General features: G+C 69.2%; 12 protein-coding genes. 6 read left to right on the top strand and 6 right to left on the bottom strand.

What is annotated here, in order from left to right:
- Positions 1–24: 24 nt before the first annotated feature.
- The 4 genes from G9473_RS11860 to G9473_RS11875 are packed head-to-tail and all read right to left on the bottom strand — an operon-like array spanning position 25 to position 4,027.
- A complete protein-coding gene (locus G9473_RS11860) occupies positions 25–627 on the bottom strand; it encodes a GDYXXLXY domain-containing protein (RefSeq protein ID WP_291133539.1) in 603 nt (200 codons plus the stop codon).
- Complete coding sequence (locus G9473_RS11865) at positions 624–1,772, bottom strand: DUF2157 domain-containing protein (protein ID WP_291133540.1); 1,149 nt, start codon at positions 1,770–1,772, stop codon at positions 624–626. Before G9473_RS11865 ends, G9473_RS11860 begins: the two co-directional genes overlap by 4 nt.
- 43 nt (positions 1,773–1,815) lie before the next feature.
- Positions 1,816–2,871 carry a substrate-binding domain-containing protein gene (locus G9473_RS11870; protein WP_291133541.1) on the bottom strand — a complete coding sequence of 352 codons (1,056 nt, stop codon included), beginning with the start codon at positions 2,869–2,871 and terminating at the stop codon, positions 1,816–1,818.
- A 37-nt stretch (positions 2,872–2,908) separates the two neighbouring features.
- A complete protein-coding gene (locus G9473_RS11875) occupies positions 2,909–4,027 on the bottom strand; it encodes a substrate-binding domain-containing protein (RefSeq protein WP_291138431.1) in 1,119 nt (372 codons plus the stop codon).
- Between the two features lie 264 nt (positions 4,028–4,291).
- Here G9473_RS11875 and G9473_RS11880 point away from each other — a divergent pair, with 264 nt between their 5' ends.
- Positions 4,292–6,091: a diguanylate cyclase gene (locus tag G9473_RS11880; RefSeq protein WP_291133542.1), complete on the top strand. Its 1,800-nt coding sequence runs from the start codon at positions 4,292–4,294 to the stop codon at positions 6,089–6,091.
- On the opposite strand, the gene G9473_RS11885 is transcribed toward G9473_RS11880, so the two are convergent.
- Positions 6,088–6,498: a thioesterase family protein gene (locus G9473_RS11885; protein ID WP_291133543.1), complete on the bottom strand. Its 411-nt coding sequence runs from the start codon at positions 6,496–6,498 to the stop codon at positions 6,088–6,090. The genes G9473_RS11880 and G9473_RS11885 overlap by 4 nt on opposite strands.
- A complete protein-coding gene (locus G9473_RS11890) occupies positions 6,495–8,735 on the bottom strand; it encodes a S9 family peptidase (protein ID WP_291133544.1) in 2,241 nt (746 codons plus the stop codon). Before G9473_RS11890 ends, G9473_RS11885 begins: the two co-directional genes overlap by 4 nt.
- A 139-nt stretch (positions 8,736–8,874) precedes the next feature.
- Here G9473_RS11890 and G9473_RS11895 point away from each other — a divergent pair, with 139 nt between their 5' ends.
- The 5 genes from G9473_RS11895 (at position 8,875) to G9473_RS11915 (ending at position 14,150) form a co-directional block, all read left to right on the top strand.
- Positions 8,875–10,686 carry an aminopeptidase P family protein gene (locus G9473_RS11895; protein WP_291133545.1) on the top strand — a complete coding sequence of 604 codons (1,812 nt, stop codon included), beginning with the start codon at positions 8,875–8,877 and terminating at the stop codon, positions 10,684–10,686.
- 92 nt (positions 10,687–10,778) lie between these two features.
- On the top strand, positions 10,779–11,165 hold the full coding sequence (locus tag G9473_RS11900) for a VOC family protein (protein WP_291133546.1): 387 nt from the start codon (positions 10,779–10,781) through the stop codon (positions 11,163–11,165).
- Between the two features lie 130 nt (positions 11,166–11,295).
- Complete coding sequence (locus tag G9473_RS11905) at positions 11,296–11,865, top strand: hypothetical protein (RefSeq protein ID WP_291133547.1); 570 nt, start codon at positions 11,296–11,298, stop codon at positions 11,863–11,865.
- A gap of 78 nt (positions 11,866–11,943) precedes the next feature.
- Positions 11,944–12,690 (top strand): response regulator transcription factor, encoded by a 747-nt coding sequence (locus G9473_RS11910; protein ID WP_291133548.1) that lies wholly within the window; start codon positions 11,944–11,946, stop codon positions 12,688–12,690.
- Between the two features lie 35 nt (positions 12,691–12,725).
- Positions 12,726–14,150 carry an ATP-binding protein gene (locus G9473_RS11915; RefSeq protein ID WP_291133549.1) on the top strand — a complete coding sequence of 475 codons (1,425 nt, stop codon included), beginning with the start codon at positions 12,726–12,728 and terminating at the stop codon, positions 14,148–14,150.
- The last annotated feature ends 41 nt before the right edge of the window (positions 14,151–14,191 follow it).

A 14,191-nucleotide genomic window follows, 5' to 3' on the forward strand; every position in this document is an offset into this window, starting at 1 on the left:
GCGGGGGCCGCGAGGCTCCCGCCCCTATTCGTCTGGGGCGGGCTCTTCCATGATCGGCGGGGCGGTGGGTTCGATGCCCTCGCGATCTGCGCCGCCTTCGCGCTCGGCGCGCTCTTCGGGCGTGAGCGGGCGGAAGCGGATGTCCTGCAAGGTAAAGGTCCCGTCCTCGCGCTGGCGGAAGCGGACGACCCCGCGCATATCGCGCTGCGCCAGCTGCTCCTCGATTTCCCGTGCGCGCTCCTGCCCGACATAGAGGCGTCCGCGCACGAGGCTGTCGTTGCCGTAGACCCCGCCGCTGTCGGCGAGCAACGGGTGCGCGCAGGCCGCGAGCGCCGCCTCGTCATAAGGGTCGAACGGCACGGCCTCGGCGATGGTCGGCGGATGACCGGACAGGCACAGGCCCCACGGCGACGGGGCGAAGTCCCAGTTGGCAGCAGCTTCGTCCTCGCGAATCGGCCAGTCATAGGTGAATTCGACATAGTGCCCGCGCAGCAGGTCGCGCGGGTCGTAGCCCTCGACCGGGACCTCCCAGTCGGTTCCCTGACGCGAGGCATAGTCGCTCCACGCCCACAGCGCCGCAAGCCCGGCGAGCGGCAAGGCGAGCGCGGCGAGCCGGGCGAGCCTCATCCCTCCGCCTCCGCCTCGGGGGCGAAGCTGCGGCTGACTCGCCACGCCGCCCACGCAATGCCGAGCACCAGCACACCCGACAGGATCAGCCCGAAACCGCTCAGGAGGAGGTCGCTCGCCAGCTCGAAACTGAGCACGATCAGCCGCAGCACGATCACTCCGACCGCGAGCTGGAACACCCCGCGCCACCCCGCGACCAGCGCGGCGGCGGCGATGCCCACCCACAGCGCCATGAACAGCGCGGCGGCGAGCACGGTGACATCATTCGCCCCGAAGACGACCGCCGTGACCAGCCCGGCGAGCGCGATGATCCCGCCCGCCATCCGGCCCGAGAGGGTCGGGCGCGCCGCCGCCACCAGCGCCCCGGCCACGAGGGCCACGGCGGCGCGCACCAGCTGGCTCGCGGGGTCGAGCGCGCCGGGCTCGCTCTCGAACGCGCCGACGCTGGCGAGCGCGGCGAAGATGGATGCCCCCGCGATCGTGTAGGCAAGCCCGCATTGCTCCACCCGCCGCCAGAAATCGGCGCGGGCGCTGCGCGAACGCAGGGCGGCCCCCAGCGGAGCGAACAGGACCGGCAGCGCCGTCATCAGCGCGAGCCACGGCCAGGCCGGCTCCTCGGTGCGCCGGACTAGAAAGCCTCCGAGCGCGGAATGGTATTCCCACGCGCACCAGATCGCCCCGCCGACCAGCGCCGCCGCGACCGGCCAGCCGCGCCCCGTCGCCAGCATCAGCGGGCCGAACAGCGCCAGCCACACCGCCAGCGGCTCCCACAGCGGCGCGCTCGTCTGGTAGACCTGCCCGAGATGCCCGAAGAAGGTGAGGCCCAATGCGGCGGTGACGAAGACCAGCGCCTCCACCGCCCAGGGCGAGGCCGCCGCCAGCCGCTCCTCGCGCAGCAGCAGCGCGGCGAACGCCCCCGCGATCAGCGCCAGATGCACCGCGAGGCGGACCTGCCCCGGCACCTCCTCCCAGTTCGCCGCGACCAGCGAGACGAGGCCGAGCCCGATCGCCAGCGCCCCGATGCCGAACACCGCCCACAGCGCGAAAGGGCGCGAATGCTCTTCCTCATAGGCGACAAGCCGGTCGCGCGTCTCCGCGTCGATCAGCCCGGCCTCGTGCCAGCGCGCGATCCTTCCCGTCACCATCCCCACAGGATTAGGACGGGGAAGGGGGACCGCCAAGCCTGTTCTATTCGAGATCCTCGCCCGTCATCGCCGGAAGCGCTTCGACCGCCGCCGCGCTCTCGGCGCGCGCCTCCTCGGTCGCGGGAACGAGGCCGATATTGGCGAGCGGCCCGCCTTCGCCCCAGCTTGCGGCCCATTGCGCAAGGTAGTCCTCTAGCCCCGGCGTGACGCCGACATGGGCTTTCTTGACGTAGATGTAGAGCGGGCGCGCGGCGGGATAGGAGCCGTCCGCGATCGTCTCCGACGTCGGCACGACCCCCTTCAGCGGCAGCGCCTTCACCAGATCCTCGTTCTCTTCGAGATAGGAATAGCCGAAAATGCCGACCGCGCGCGGATTGCCCGCGACCTTGCGCACGATGAGGTCGTCCTTTTCGCCTTGTTCGCTATAGGCGCCGTCGCCGCGCAGCGCGTCGCAATTGCGCAGGAAGGCGGCTGCGTCGCTCTCCTCGAGCGCGGCCATGTCGGCGTTCGACGTGCAGGCCGGCTCCATCACCAGCTTCTGCATCGCCTCGCGCGTGCCCGAGCTTGCGGGCGGGCCGTAAACGATGACCGGCGCATCGGGCAGCGAGGCATCGACATCCGACCAGTTTTCGCTTGCCTGCTCCTCGCCGAACGGGTTGTCGGCGAGCGCGCGGTAGACGATTTCCGGGGTCAGTTCGAGTTCGACCCCCTCGTCGACCGCCGAGACGAAGGCGATGCCGTCGCGCCCGACCTTGATCTCGACGATTTCCTCGACGCCGTTGGTGAGGCAGCGGTTGAATTCAGCCGCGTGCATCCGGCGCGAGGCGTTGACGATGTCGGGCGTGTCGGGGCCGGTCCCGGAGCAGAACGCCTCGATCCCCTCGCCGGTCCCGGTCGATTCGATCACCGGCATGGCCGCCCCTTCATTGGCAGCGGTATAGTCCTCGGCGACCTTCTGGGCGAAGGGATAGACTGTCGAGGAGCCGACGATGGCAATCGCCTCTGGCCCGGTGTCCTCTTCCCCGCCTCCGCAGGCGGCGAGCAGGGCGAGCGAAGCGCCCGCGAGGAGGGCGCGGCTGCGAAGGAGCGTGGCGGTCATGGGGAACTCCGAGAGCGGTTTGGGGGGTGGAAAGGCGTTATTCGTCCCCGGCGGGCGCGGGGGTTTCCTCAGCCACTGCTTCACCCGTCAGGTCGGCGCGGGTCAGGGTGATGAGCTGGTCGATCTTGCGCTCGTTCTCGGCGCGCACCTCTGGCGAAGAGGCGACCAGCCCGGTGCGGGCGAGCGGGCCGTCCTCGTCCCACATCTTGACCCATTCCTGCAGGAATTCCTTGAGCCCCGGGATCGCGCGAGTGTGCGCCTTCTTGACGTAAACGTAGAGTGGGCGCGCGCCGGGATAGTCGAAGCTCGCGATGTTCTCGTAGGTCGGCTCGACCCCGTTCATCGTCAGGCCGTCGACCTTGTCGAGGTTCTCCTCGAGATAGGAATAGCCGAAAATGCCGACCGAGCGCGGGTTGGCCTCGATCTTCTGGACGATCAGGTTGTCCTGTTCGCCCTGGTCCGAATAGGCCCCGTCGGAGCGGACCTCGGTGCAGATCTGCTGGTGGCGGTCGGGATCGCTCTTCTTGAGCGCTTCCATCTCGGGATTGGTGTCGCAACCGGCCTCGAGCACGAGCTCCTTGAGCGCGTCGCGCGTGCCGCTGGTGCTGGGCGGGCCGTAGACGAGGATCGGCGTGTCGGGCAGCGTGGGATCGACATCGGCCCATGTCTCGGCGGTCTGCTCGCGCCCATAGGGATTCGCGGCGAGCGCCTCGTAGACGATGCGCGGGGAGAGATCGAGGTCGATGCCGCCTTTCGCCGCGGCGAAGGCGATCCCGTCGAGCCCGACCTGGATTTCGATGATGTCCTCGACCCCGTTGGCCTGGCACTTGTCGAATTCGGCCGGCTTCATCCGGCGCGAGGCGTTCGCCATGTCGGGCGTGTCCGCGCCGACGCCCGAACAGAACAGCTGGATGCCGCCGCCCGTGCCGGTCGATTCGACCAGCGGCGACTTGTATTCGGGGTAGGAGCGGCTGAAGCTTTCGGCGACCTGCTTGGCAAAGGGCAGGACGGTCGAGGAGCCGACCGCGCGGATCGAATCGCGCGAGCCGCCGCCCGCGCCGCCGTCGCATCCGGCAAGGACGAGGAGGCCGCCGAAAAGGGCGGGAGCGATGAGGCCACGCAAGGGACGGCGCACGGAATCGGGCAGGGTCATCATGTTCACGATTTTCGTTTCCTGAAAGGGCAAGGCAGGCGCTAGGAGCGACTTGTGACAGACCCGTGACGGGCGGCCCGGCGGGCGGGCACGGCGCGCCCTAACCGCTCGCCGGACGGTTTTCCACCCGCTGCGGCGAGCCGCTCCGGGGAAATGCGCAGGGCATTCTTCACCTGCGATAAACCCCTGTCATGCCTGATGAAACATCTCCCCATTGGCGGGCCGGGTTTAAGGGCATCGTAAGAGCTTGCGGGTTATGTTTCGCCCATGGGACGTCCGTTCATCCTGCACGACTTGGCCGCGAAGGCGGTTGGGCTGGCGACGCGGCTTGCGCTGGCGCTCGCCGCGTGCCTGATCGTCCCGCTCGCCCCGGCCGAGGCGGACCCGGGCCTCTCCGCCCACCCCGCCTTTGTCGCGCGCTGCCACGCCGCGAGCGATGCCGACACGACCATCCGCGCGATGGCCCGGCGCGAAGCATGGGCCTGCGGCGAGGCCGCGCCGCGCGCCGATCGCCCCGTGGCATGGCTGCGCTTCGAAGCGGACAGCTGGGCCGGGGAGGAACGCCCGCGCCAATTCGTCACCCGCATCGCGCGCCACCGCACGATCAGCCTCGCCGCGCTCGACGCCGACGGGACGCTGCGCATCCGCTCCTATGGCGAAGACGAGGCGCGCCCGCTCGCCGCGGGGCCGGTGTTCACGCTGCCCCTGCCCGAAATCCGCGAGGAAACCCGCGCGCTGATCGTACGGGTCGAACGGCCCCATTCGGTCCCGCTGCTGGCCGAGGCGCGGCTGGTCTACGATGCCGGGGACGCGGGCTGGTCGGGCCACGAGATGATGCTGCTCGCCATGGTCATAGGGATGCTCGTCCTGCCGCTGTTCTTCGATGTCAGCTTCTTCGTGGTGCTGCGCGAACGCTTCGTCGCGCTGCACGCGGCCATGGTCGTGGCGATGATGACCTATGTCCTGTTCGCGGGCGGGCTCGTCAGTGTGTTCTGGACCGTGCCTGTCGCGCTCTCGGCAGTGATCGCGCCGCTGTCCTGGGCGGTGGGATGCGGACTGTCGGCGCTGTTCCTTGCCGAATTTCTCGAACGCGGCGCACAGACGCCTGCCATGCGCCGCCTGATGATCGCGGTGGGGGCCTGGACCATCCTCGTGCCCGGGTTCTTCTCCTTGCAGTTCCACTGGACCCAGCCGGTCGACGACCGGGGCTATTTCCTCGCCATGCTGCCGACGGCGGTCTTCACGACCGTCGCGATCGTGCGCGCGGCGATGCGCGGCAGCCGGTCGGCGCGCTATCTCGCGCTCGCCTGGGCGCCGGCGATTTTCGCCTCGATCGAGCGGGCGCTGCGCGGCCTGGGGCTCTATGTCGGCCCCTCGAGCCTCGACCAGATGCTCTATGTCGCGACCGCCGTGGAGGTGATCGTGATGAGCCTCGCCATCGCCGACCGCTTCCTCGCGATACGGCGCGAGCGCGACGCCGCGCTGACCGAGGCGCGGATGCTCGAACAGCTCTCCTCGCGCGATCCGCTGACGGGGCTGATGAACCGCCGCGCGCTCGAGAGCCGCTTTGCCGACCTGCTCGAACAGGGCTTCGACACCTTCGCGCTGGTCGATCTCGACCGCTTCAAGCACGTCAACGACCGCCACGGCCACCAGGTCGGCGACGGGGCGCTGATCGCCTGCGCGGCGGCCCTGTCGGGGCCGGGCGACCGGGATTCGGTCGCGGCGCGGCTGGGGGGCGAGGAATTCGTCGTGCTGCTGCGCGGCAAGCGCACGCTCGAACGGGCGGAGAACCTGCGCCGCGCGATCCCGCTGCGCATCGCCTCGGAAGTGCCGGGGCTTAGCGAGCCCGTCACCGCGAGCATGGGCGTGATCGAACTGCCGCGCGCTTCGGCCCACGCGCTGACCTTCGAGGATTTCTACGCCCGCGCCGACACTCTGATGTACGAGGCCAAGGCTTCGGGCCGCAACCGGATGAGCTATGAAAAGCTCACCATGTTCGATGCGCCCCCGCCGAGCCGCGCCGAGGCACTGGCGAAACGGTCTATCGGGACCGAGGCGGCCTAGGCCCCGTCGGCCTGAAAGGGCGCGATCACCTCGGGCCGAACCCGCGCGAGGCGGCCCGTCTCGCGGTCGAGCATGGCCCAGGTCGTCGCTGCGCTGACCAGCCGCTTGCCCGCCTCATCGGTGAATTCGACGCGGCGGACCGATTTCGCGCCCTGCGGTTCGCCCTCGATCCAGGTTTCGCCATGCGCGACCTCGCCCTCGGCGATGTTGCCGCGGTAGTCGATCTCGTGCCGGATCACGACCCAGAAGAAGGCGGCGACGTGTTCCGGGTCCGCCGCCGCTTCCCAATGTGCGGTGGCGAGGTCCTGGATCCACTGCACCCAGACCGAATTGTTGACGTGGCCGAGCTCGTCGATGTGTTCGGGGCGGGCGGTGAAGCTGCGGGTGAAGCGGGCGGGCTCGCTCATCCGCCCTTCCCGTCTCCCGCCATCCCCATCTGCCACAGGATGAAGGCGTATTCCTCCGCCGTTTCGTAGAGCGAGTTCCAGCGCCCCGACTTGCCGCCGTGGCCTGCGCCCATGTTGGTCTTCAAAAGCAGGATGTTGTCGTCGGTCTTGGTGTCGCGCAGCTTGGCGACCCACTTGGCCGGCTCCCAGTAGGTCACGCGCGGGTCGTTCAGCCCGGCCCTCACCAGCATCGGCGGGTATTCCTGCGCGCTCACCTGGTCATAGGGCGAATAGGACAGGATATAGGCGAAAGCCTGCTTGCTCTCGATCGGGTTGCCCCATTCGGGCCATTCGCCCGGCGTGAGCGGCAGGTCCTTGTTGAGCATGGTGTTGAGCACGTCGACAAAGGGCACGTGCGCGACGACCGCGCCGTATTGCTTGGGGTCCATGTTGACGACCGCGCCCATCAGCTCGCCGCCCGCCGAACCGCCACTGGCCGTGACCATGCCCTCGGCAGTGTAGCCTTTCTCGATCAGGCCGCGCCCGGCGTCGACGAAATCGTTGAAGGTGTTGGTCCGCTCGAACATCTTGCCGGCGAGATACCAGCGCCGCCCGAGATCGTCGCCGCCGCGGATATGGGCGATGGCATAGGCGAAGCCGCGATCGACGAGGCTGAGCCGCGTGGTCGAAAAGCCCGGCGGGATGGCGAACCCGTAGGCACCATAGGCGTAGAGGTGGAGCGGCCCCGGCCCTTCGATGCCCTGTTCCTTGAGGATTTCCGCGCGGTCCTTCCTCATCACCACGCTGACCGGAACCATGGTCCCGTCGCGCGCCTCGATCGTCAGGCGCTCGGTGGTGTAGAGCGAGGCGTCGTAGCCGCTCGGGATTTCCTGCTGCTTGAGCTGCTGAAGGCTCGCGCTCGCCTCGTCGTAGTCATAGACCGTCGCGGGCGTGACCATGCTTTCATAGGACAGGCGCAGCTTTGCCATGTCGTATTCGGGATTGTTGGTGAGCCCGGCGACATAACTCGCCTCGCCGAAAGCGATCGGGCGCGCCTCGGTCGGTGCATCGTAGGAGCGCAGCTGGATCTGGTCGAGCCCGGCAAGGCGGCCTTCGGTCACGAAGAAGTCCTTGAACAGCTCGAAATCGGTCAGGTAGAATTCGTCCGACCCCGCCAGCACGGTTTCCCACTCGCCGGGCTTCTCCAGCGTCGCTTTCGCCAGCCGGAAATTGACGTGGGTGTCGTTGGTGAGGACGAAGAGTTCCCCGTCGCGCACGTCGACTTCGTATTCGACGCCCTTCTCGCGCGGGCGCACGAGGATCGGCTCGGCGGTGGGATCGTCGGCGGGGACGAGGCGCACCTCGCTCGTCTCGTTGTCGCCGGTGGCGATGATCAGCCAGTCCTCCTGCGCGGTCAGCCCGGTGCCGACGCGGAAGCTCTGGTCCTCCTCCTCGTAAAGGATCACGTCGTCCTCGACCGGGGTTCCGATCACGTGCATCCGCGCATCGAGCACGCGCCATTCCGGCGTCGCCACGCCATAGACGAGCGCGCTGTCGCCCTTGACCCAGGTGAGGCCCGACAGCGTGCCGGGAATGACATCGGGGAGGAGCTCGCCGGTCGACAAGTCCTTGATCCGCACCTCGAAACGTTCCGACCCGTTGGTGTCGGTCGAATAAGCGAGAAAGCGTCCGTCCTTGCTCACCGAGAACGCGCCGAGACGGAAATATTCGAGCCCCTCGGCAAGCGCGTTCTCGTCGAGGATGAGCTGCGGTTCGCCGCCCGCGACGGGCTTCCTGTAATGCTTGCGATACTGCGCGCCTTCCTCGAATTCGGACCAGTAGAGCCAGTCGCCGTCCTTCTGCGGAACCGTGCTGTCGTCCTCCTTGATCCGCGCGCGCATCTCGGTGAACAGCGCCTCGGTAAAGTCCTTCTGCCCGGCCATGTTGGCCTCGAACCAGGCGTTCTCCGCCTCGAGATATTCGAGCACGTCGGTGTCGTCGACCTCTGGATAGCTCTTGTCGTAGAGCCAGTCGTAGGGGTCCGAAATCGTGATCCCGTGGCGGGTGTAGCTGTGCTCGCGCTTTTCGGCGATGGGAGGGGAAGTCGGCGCGGGCTTGTCTGCTTTCACTTGGGTCGTGTCCTTGCTGTCCTGGGCGGCCTCGCGGGCGCTTGCGGGCGAAAATGGGGAGGGCGCGGCGAGCATCGCGGCGCCGGCCGTGAACATCGCGGCAATCAGGGCGAGGCGGGAAATCGTCATGGGTTGCGTATCCCTCTTTCGGGCCTCCCGGTCGGGGGCACGGGTGGAAAGCCGCGGTTACGCGGTCTATGTTGCTAGATAGCCGAACTCAACCGCGCGGCAAGGGAGTGCGCGCGCTCACACGAACAGGAATTCGCCCATGCTGATGCAGACACACGAAGCGCGCCTCAAGGCGCTGCGCGAGGAATTGAAGCGCCGCGATCTCGCGGGCTTCATCGTGCCCATTTCCGACGAACACATGAGCGAATATGTCGGCGACTACGCGCAGCGTCTCGCCTGGCTGACCGGCTTCGGCGGCTCGGCGGGATTTGCCGCAGTGACGCTGACCAATGCCGCGATCTTCGTCGACGGGCGCTACACCGTGCAGGTCAAGGGGCAGGTCGACGGCTCGCTGTTCGAATATCGCAACATCCCGAAGGACAGCCTTGCCGAATGGCTGAAAGGCGCGGCCGAAAAGGGCCAGCGCATCGCCTACGACCCGTGGCTCCATACGCAAGGCTGGGTCGACCGGTTGGAGCGCGAACTCGATGGCAGCGAGGTCGCACTGGTCCCGGCGGACGGCAACCCGATCGACGCGGTGTGGGCCGACCAGCCCGAACCCTCGCCCGCCGAGGCGATCGTCCACGAGGAAAGCCTCGCGGGCCGCTCCTCCGCCGACAAGCGGGGCGAGGTCGCCGACTGGCTGGCTCGCCAAGACCTCGACGCGGTCGTCGTCCCGGCGCTCGATTCGGTCGCGTGGCTGCTCAACATCCGGGGTTCCGACGTGTCGCACACGCCGGTCGCCCACGCCTATGTGATTGCGCACAGGGATGGGCACGCCGAGCTCTTCATCGCACCGGGCAAGGTCACGAGCGAACTCGCCAAGCATCTCGGCAACGCCGTGACGGTTCGGGGCCGCGACGAATTCGAGGGCGCTCTCTCGCAGATGAAGGGCAAGCGCGTGAGCGTCGATCCCGATTTCGGCGTTGCCGGCATCGCGCAGGCGCTGCGCGCGGGCGGGGCAACGGTCGCCTTCCGGCAGGATCCCACGATCCTCGCCAAGGCGATCAAGAACCCTGCCGAACAGCAGGGCCACCGCGACGCGCAGGCCGCGGACGGCGCGGCGGTGTCGCGCTTCCTGCGCTGGATCGAGGAGAACGCGCCGAAGGGCGAGGTCGACGAACTTTCCGCCGCCGCCAAGCTCGAAGCCTTCCGCCGCGAACACGGCGACCTGCGCGATACCAGCTTCGACACGATCTCGGCGGCCGCGGGCCATGCCGCGCTGCCGCATTACCGCGTGGACGAGGACAGCAACATCACGATCCCGCCCGGCTCGATCTTCCTGTGCGATTCGGGCGGACAGTATCCGGCGGGCACGACCGACATCACCCGCACCGTCTGGGTCGGACCGGGCGAGCCGACGGCGGAAATGAAGGACCGCTTCACCCGCGTGCTGAAAGGCCACATCCAGATCGACCGCGCGATCTTCCCGCAGGGCACCAGCGGCGGCCAGCTCGACAGTTTCGCCCGGCAATACCTGTGGGAAGCCGGCGTCGATTACGCCCACGGCACCGGCCACGGGGTCGGCAGCTTCCTCGGCGTCCACGAAGGCCCGCAGCGCATCGCCAAGCATTCGGGCGGTCAGGCGGGCACGGGGCAGGAACTCTTCGCCGGCATGATCTGCTCGAACGAGCCGGGCTATTACAAGGCGGACGCGTTCGGCATCCGGATCGAGAACCTCGTCCTCGTCGTGCCCAAGCATATCGACGGCGCGGAAGGCGAATGGCTCGGCTTCGAGACACTCACCTTCGTCCCCATCGACCGCCGCCTGATCGAGCCCGCGCTGCTGACCGACACCGAGATCGACTGGCTCGACGCCTATCACGCCAAGGTGCGCGAAATCGTCGCCCCGCGCCTGTCGGGCGAAGACCTGGCCTGGCTCGAGAAGGAGACAGCGCCGCTTCGCGGGTGATTGCCGCAAGCCCGATGTTCTAGTAATGTTCCGCGTGAAACACGAGTCGCGGGGCGTCCCGCTCCGCGGCGTTTCACGGGAGGATACGGACAATGATCGGCTACGTGACACTCGGCACCAACGACCTCGAACGCGCGGCGCAGTTCTACGACGCGCTCGCCAAGCACTGGGGCTTCGGGCGGATGATGGAATTCGACCAGTTCATCGCCTGGGGCGATATGGATTCGCCCATGCCCGGCCTCGCCGCGACCAAGCCGTTCGACGGCAAGGCCGCCACCGTCGGCAACGGCACGATGGTCGCGCTGATGGTCGACAGCCCGGAAAAGGTGCACGCGGTCTACGACACCGCGATTGCCCATGGCGGCAGCGACGAGGGCGCGCCCGGCCCGCGCGGGGACGACGGCTTCTACGCGGGCTATTTCCGCGACCCGGACGGGAACAAGCTCAACGTCTTCTGCATGACCGAACCGACCGGCTGAGGCTTTCGCCCGGGTGAACGCGGGGCCGCGCGCGATACAAGCCGCGACATTTTCGCGCGGGCCCGGCAAACTCCTGCGACACGGGCGCTCTATAAGGGGAGGCATCGAAGCCCCCTTTCGGAGAAGCATGATGAAACGCATCACCCTTGCCCTTTCGACCGCCGCCCTCGCGCTTGGCGCGGGCGGCATCGCTTTCGCTGCGCAGGACGGTCCGCCTCGCGGCGGCGGCGGCGACAGCGACGGCGACGGCCTCGTAACGCTTGCCGAGGCCAAGGCCCATGCGGCGCAGCGCTTCGAGCGGATGGACGCGAACGGCGACGGCGTGATCGACGCCGAAGACCGCGCCGCGCGGCAGGCCCGGATGGTCGAACGCTTCGACGCGGACGGCTCGGGCGCGCTCTCGCAGGACGAACTCACCGCCATGCGCGAAGCGCGCGAGCAGATGCGCGGCGAACGCCGGGGCCGCGGGATGCAGCACGGCCGCCGCGGGGGCGGGCGCGGCATGAAAATGCTAGCCCGCGCCGATGCAAACGGTGACGGCGCGGTCAGCCGGGCGGAATTCGATGCGATGGTCGAAGCCCGCTTCGCCGCGCACGACACCGACGGCTCGGGCACGATCAACGCCGCCGAACGCGCCGCCGCCCATGCCGAGCGCAAGGCGCGGATGATGCAGCGCCGTGCCGCCCCGCCTGCCGAATAATCCCGCCTGCCGAATAAGGCGCCTTCCCGGCCCGGCGCGCTTGCGCGCCGGGCCTCCTCCCCGCATGAACGAGAGCCGATGAACGCTCCGTCCGAAAGTCCGCACATCCTGCTCGTCGATGACGAGCAGAGCCTGCGCGAACCGCTCGCCGAATACCTCGCGGGCCAGGGCTTCGCCGTGACCGAGGCCGAAAGCGCCGCCGCCGCGCGCGCCCGGATCGCCGAAAGCGCGCCCGACCTTGTCCTCCTCGACATCATGATGCCGGGCGAGGACGGGCTTTCCCTGTGCCGCCACCTCGTCGAGGCGCGCCGCATCCCCGTCATATTCCTCACCGCCCGGACCGAGGCGACCGACCGCATCGTCGGGCTCGAACTGGGCGCGGACGACTATGTCGTCAAACCCTTCGAGCCGCGCGAGCTTGTCGCGCGCATCCGCACCGTGCTGCGGCGCGTGGCGCGCGGGGCCTCCCCGCAGGAACAGGCCGAGGACTGGCACTACCTGTTCGAAGGCTGGCGGCTCGACCCGCTCAAGCGCAAGCTGACCGATCCCGAAGGCATCTCCGTCCCCCTCTCCACCGCCGAATTCCGCCTGTTGCGCGCCCTGCTCGATCACCCGCGCGCCGTGCTCGACCGCGACCGCCTGCTCGACATGGTACAGGGCCGCACCGCCCACCTGTTCGACCGCGCGGTCGACAACCAGGTGAGCCGCCTGCGCCGCAAGATCGAGGCCGACAGCCGCAATCCCACGCTCATCCTGACCGTGCGCGGCGGCGGCTACCGCCTCGCCGCCGAGGTCCGCCGCGCGCCGCCGGACGGGACGCCGTGAAGCGCCTCCTCCCGCGGAGCCTGTTGGGACAGGTCATGGCAGTGCTCGCGCTCGGCCTGCTGGTCGCGCAGGCGATCTCCGCGACGCTGCTCTACCGCGCCTCCGAGGAGCGGCGCGAGGCGGCGATCGTCAGTTCGCTCGCCTACCGCCTGATCGCCGAGGCGGGGCGTTCCGAGGGAGAGCTTGCCGAGCGCGCCGAGCGCCGGACCGCGCGCGCTGCCCGCCGCGCCGAATTGCGCGGCGAACGGCGCGGCCCGCCCGGCCTTGGCCCCGGCGCGGGCAGGCGCGAAAGCCGGCGGATGCGGATCGGGGCGGAGCGCAGCAGTTCCCCGCCGCTCGGCCCCGGCGAAGCGCGCGAGGCGTCCTACGAAGCTTCGCTGCGCGACGTGCTCGCCATGCAGGACATCGCCGCCGGGCGCATTCTCGTCGCCGAACGGCGCGCGGGCGAGGACCCCTTCATCCGCACCCTCGTCGAACGGCGCCCGCGCCTGCGCTCGCCGGGATGGGAGGACCGCACCATCGTCCTCGCCTCGGTGGAACGACCGGGCGGCGAATGGATCACCGTGCGCCTGCCCGTGCCCGAGCGTCCGCGCGGCGGCCTTGCGACGATCCTGTTCCAGACCGCGGTCATCTTCGCCGTGCTCGTGCTGCTGCTCTACCTCGTGCTGCGGCGGCTCACCCGCCCGCTCGCCGCGCTGACCGCGCGCCTTGCGGATTTCTCGCGCGCACCGGGCCGGGCCGAGCCGCTCCCCGAAAGCGGCCCCGCCGACACGCGCCGGCTGATCGCGGCCTACAACGCGATGGAAGCGCGCATCGCGGCGCTGATCGATGAAAAGGACGTGATGCTCGGCGCGATCGGGCACGACCTCAAGACCCCGCTCGCCGCGCTGCGCGTGCGGATCGAGAGCGTGGCCGACGAGGTGCAGCGCGAACGCATGGCGGCGAGCATCGAGGACATCACGGCAACGCTCGACGACATCCTCGCGCTCGCCCGGATCGGCCATGCGGACGGGGCGGCGGAGCCGGTCGACCTCGCTGCGCTGGCGGGCGCGGTGGTCGAGGAATTCGAGGATCTCGGCGCACCGGTCGAACTCGCGGAGCCCGAGGGCGCGCCCCGGATCGTCGCGCGCCTGCGCGAGACTTGGGCGAAGCGCGCGCTCAGGAACCTCGTCTCCAACGCCGTGCGCTACGGCGGCGGGGCGAAAGTGACGCTGCGGCGCGAAGGCGGCGCGGCGGTCATCGCGGTCGAGGACGAGGGGCCGGGCATCCCGGCCGACAGGATCGAGGCGATGATGGAGCCCTTCGCCCGCGGCGAAGCCTCGCGCAATCGCGCGACCGGCGGGGCGGGGCTCGGCCTGACGCTTGCCCGCTCTATTGCCGAAGCGGAGGGCGGCTCGCTCTCGCTCGCCAACCGCGCCGAAGGCGGCCTCGTCGCCGAACTGCGCTTCCCGCTCGCCTGAGCTTGCGGGGCGTGAGCTTGCGGGGCGTGAGCTTGCGGGGT

Origin of the sequence: Erythrobacter sp., from assembly GCF_011765465.1 — a bacterium.
In the GTDB taxonomy this organism is placed as follows: Bacteria; Pseudomonadota; Alphaproteobacteria; order Sphingomonadales; family Sphingomonadaceae; genus Erythrobacter.

What these genes read in the sequence shown, in the direction of transcription:
- G9473_RS11860 (WP_291133539.1), bottom strand. Translation starts at nt 627, where the DNA reads ATGAGGCTCGCCCGGCTCGCCGCGCTCGCCTTGCCGCTCGCCGGGCTT.
- G9473_RS11865 (WP_291133540.1), bottom strand. Translation starts at nt 1,772, where the DNA reads ATGGTGACGGGAAGGATCGCGCGCTGGCACGAGGCCGGGCTGATCGAC.
- G9473_RS11870 (WP_291133541.1), bottom strand. Translation starts at nt 2,871, where the DNA reads ATGACCGCCACGCTCCTTCGCAGCCGCGCCCTCCTCGCGGGCGCTTCG.
- G9473_RS11875 (WP_291138431.1), bottom strand. Translation starts at nt 4,027, where the DNA reads ATGATGACCCTGCCCGATTCCGTGCGCCGTCCCTTGCGTGGCCTCATC.
- G9473_RS11880 (WP_291133542.1), top strand. Translation starts at nt 4,292, where the DNA reads ATGGGACGTCCGTTCATCCTGCACGACTTGGCCGCGAAGGCGGTTGGG.
- G9473_RS11885 (WP_291133543.1), bottom strand. Translation starts at nt 6,498, where the DNA reads ATGAGCGAGCCCGCCCGCTTCACCCGCAGCTTCACCGCCCGCCCCGAA.
- G9473_RS11890 (WP_291133544.1), bottom strand. Translation starts at nt 8,735, where the DNA reads ATGACGATTTCCCGCCTCGCCCTGATTGCCGCGATGTTCACGGCCGGC.
- G9473_RS11895 (WP_291133545.1), top strand. Translation starts at nt 8,875, where the DNA reads ATGCTGATGCAGACACACGAAGCGCGCCTCAAGGCGCTGCGCGAGGAA.
- G9473_RS11900 (WP_291133546.1), top strand. Translation starts at nt 10,779, where the DNA reads ATGATCGGCTACGTGACACTCGGCACCAACGACCTCGAACGCGCGGCG.
- G9473_RS11905 (WP_291133547.1), top strand. Translation starts at nt 11,296, where the DNA reads ATGAAACGCATCACCCTTGCCCTTTCGACCGCCGCCCTCGCGCTTGGC.
- G9473_RS11910 (WP_291133548.1), top strand. Translation starts at nt 11,944, where the DNA reads ATGAACGCTCCGTCCGAAAGTCCGCACATCCTGCTCGTCGATGACGAG.
- G9473_RS11915 (WP_291133549.1), top strand. Translation starts at nt 12,726, where the DNA reads ATGGCAGTGCTCGCGCTCGGCCTGCTGGTCGCGCAGGCGATCTCCGCG.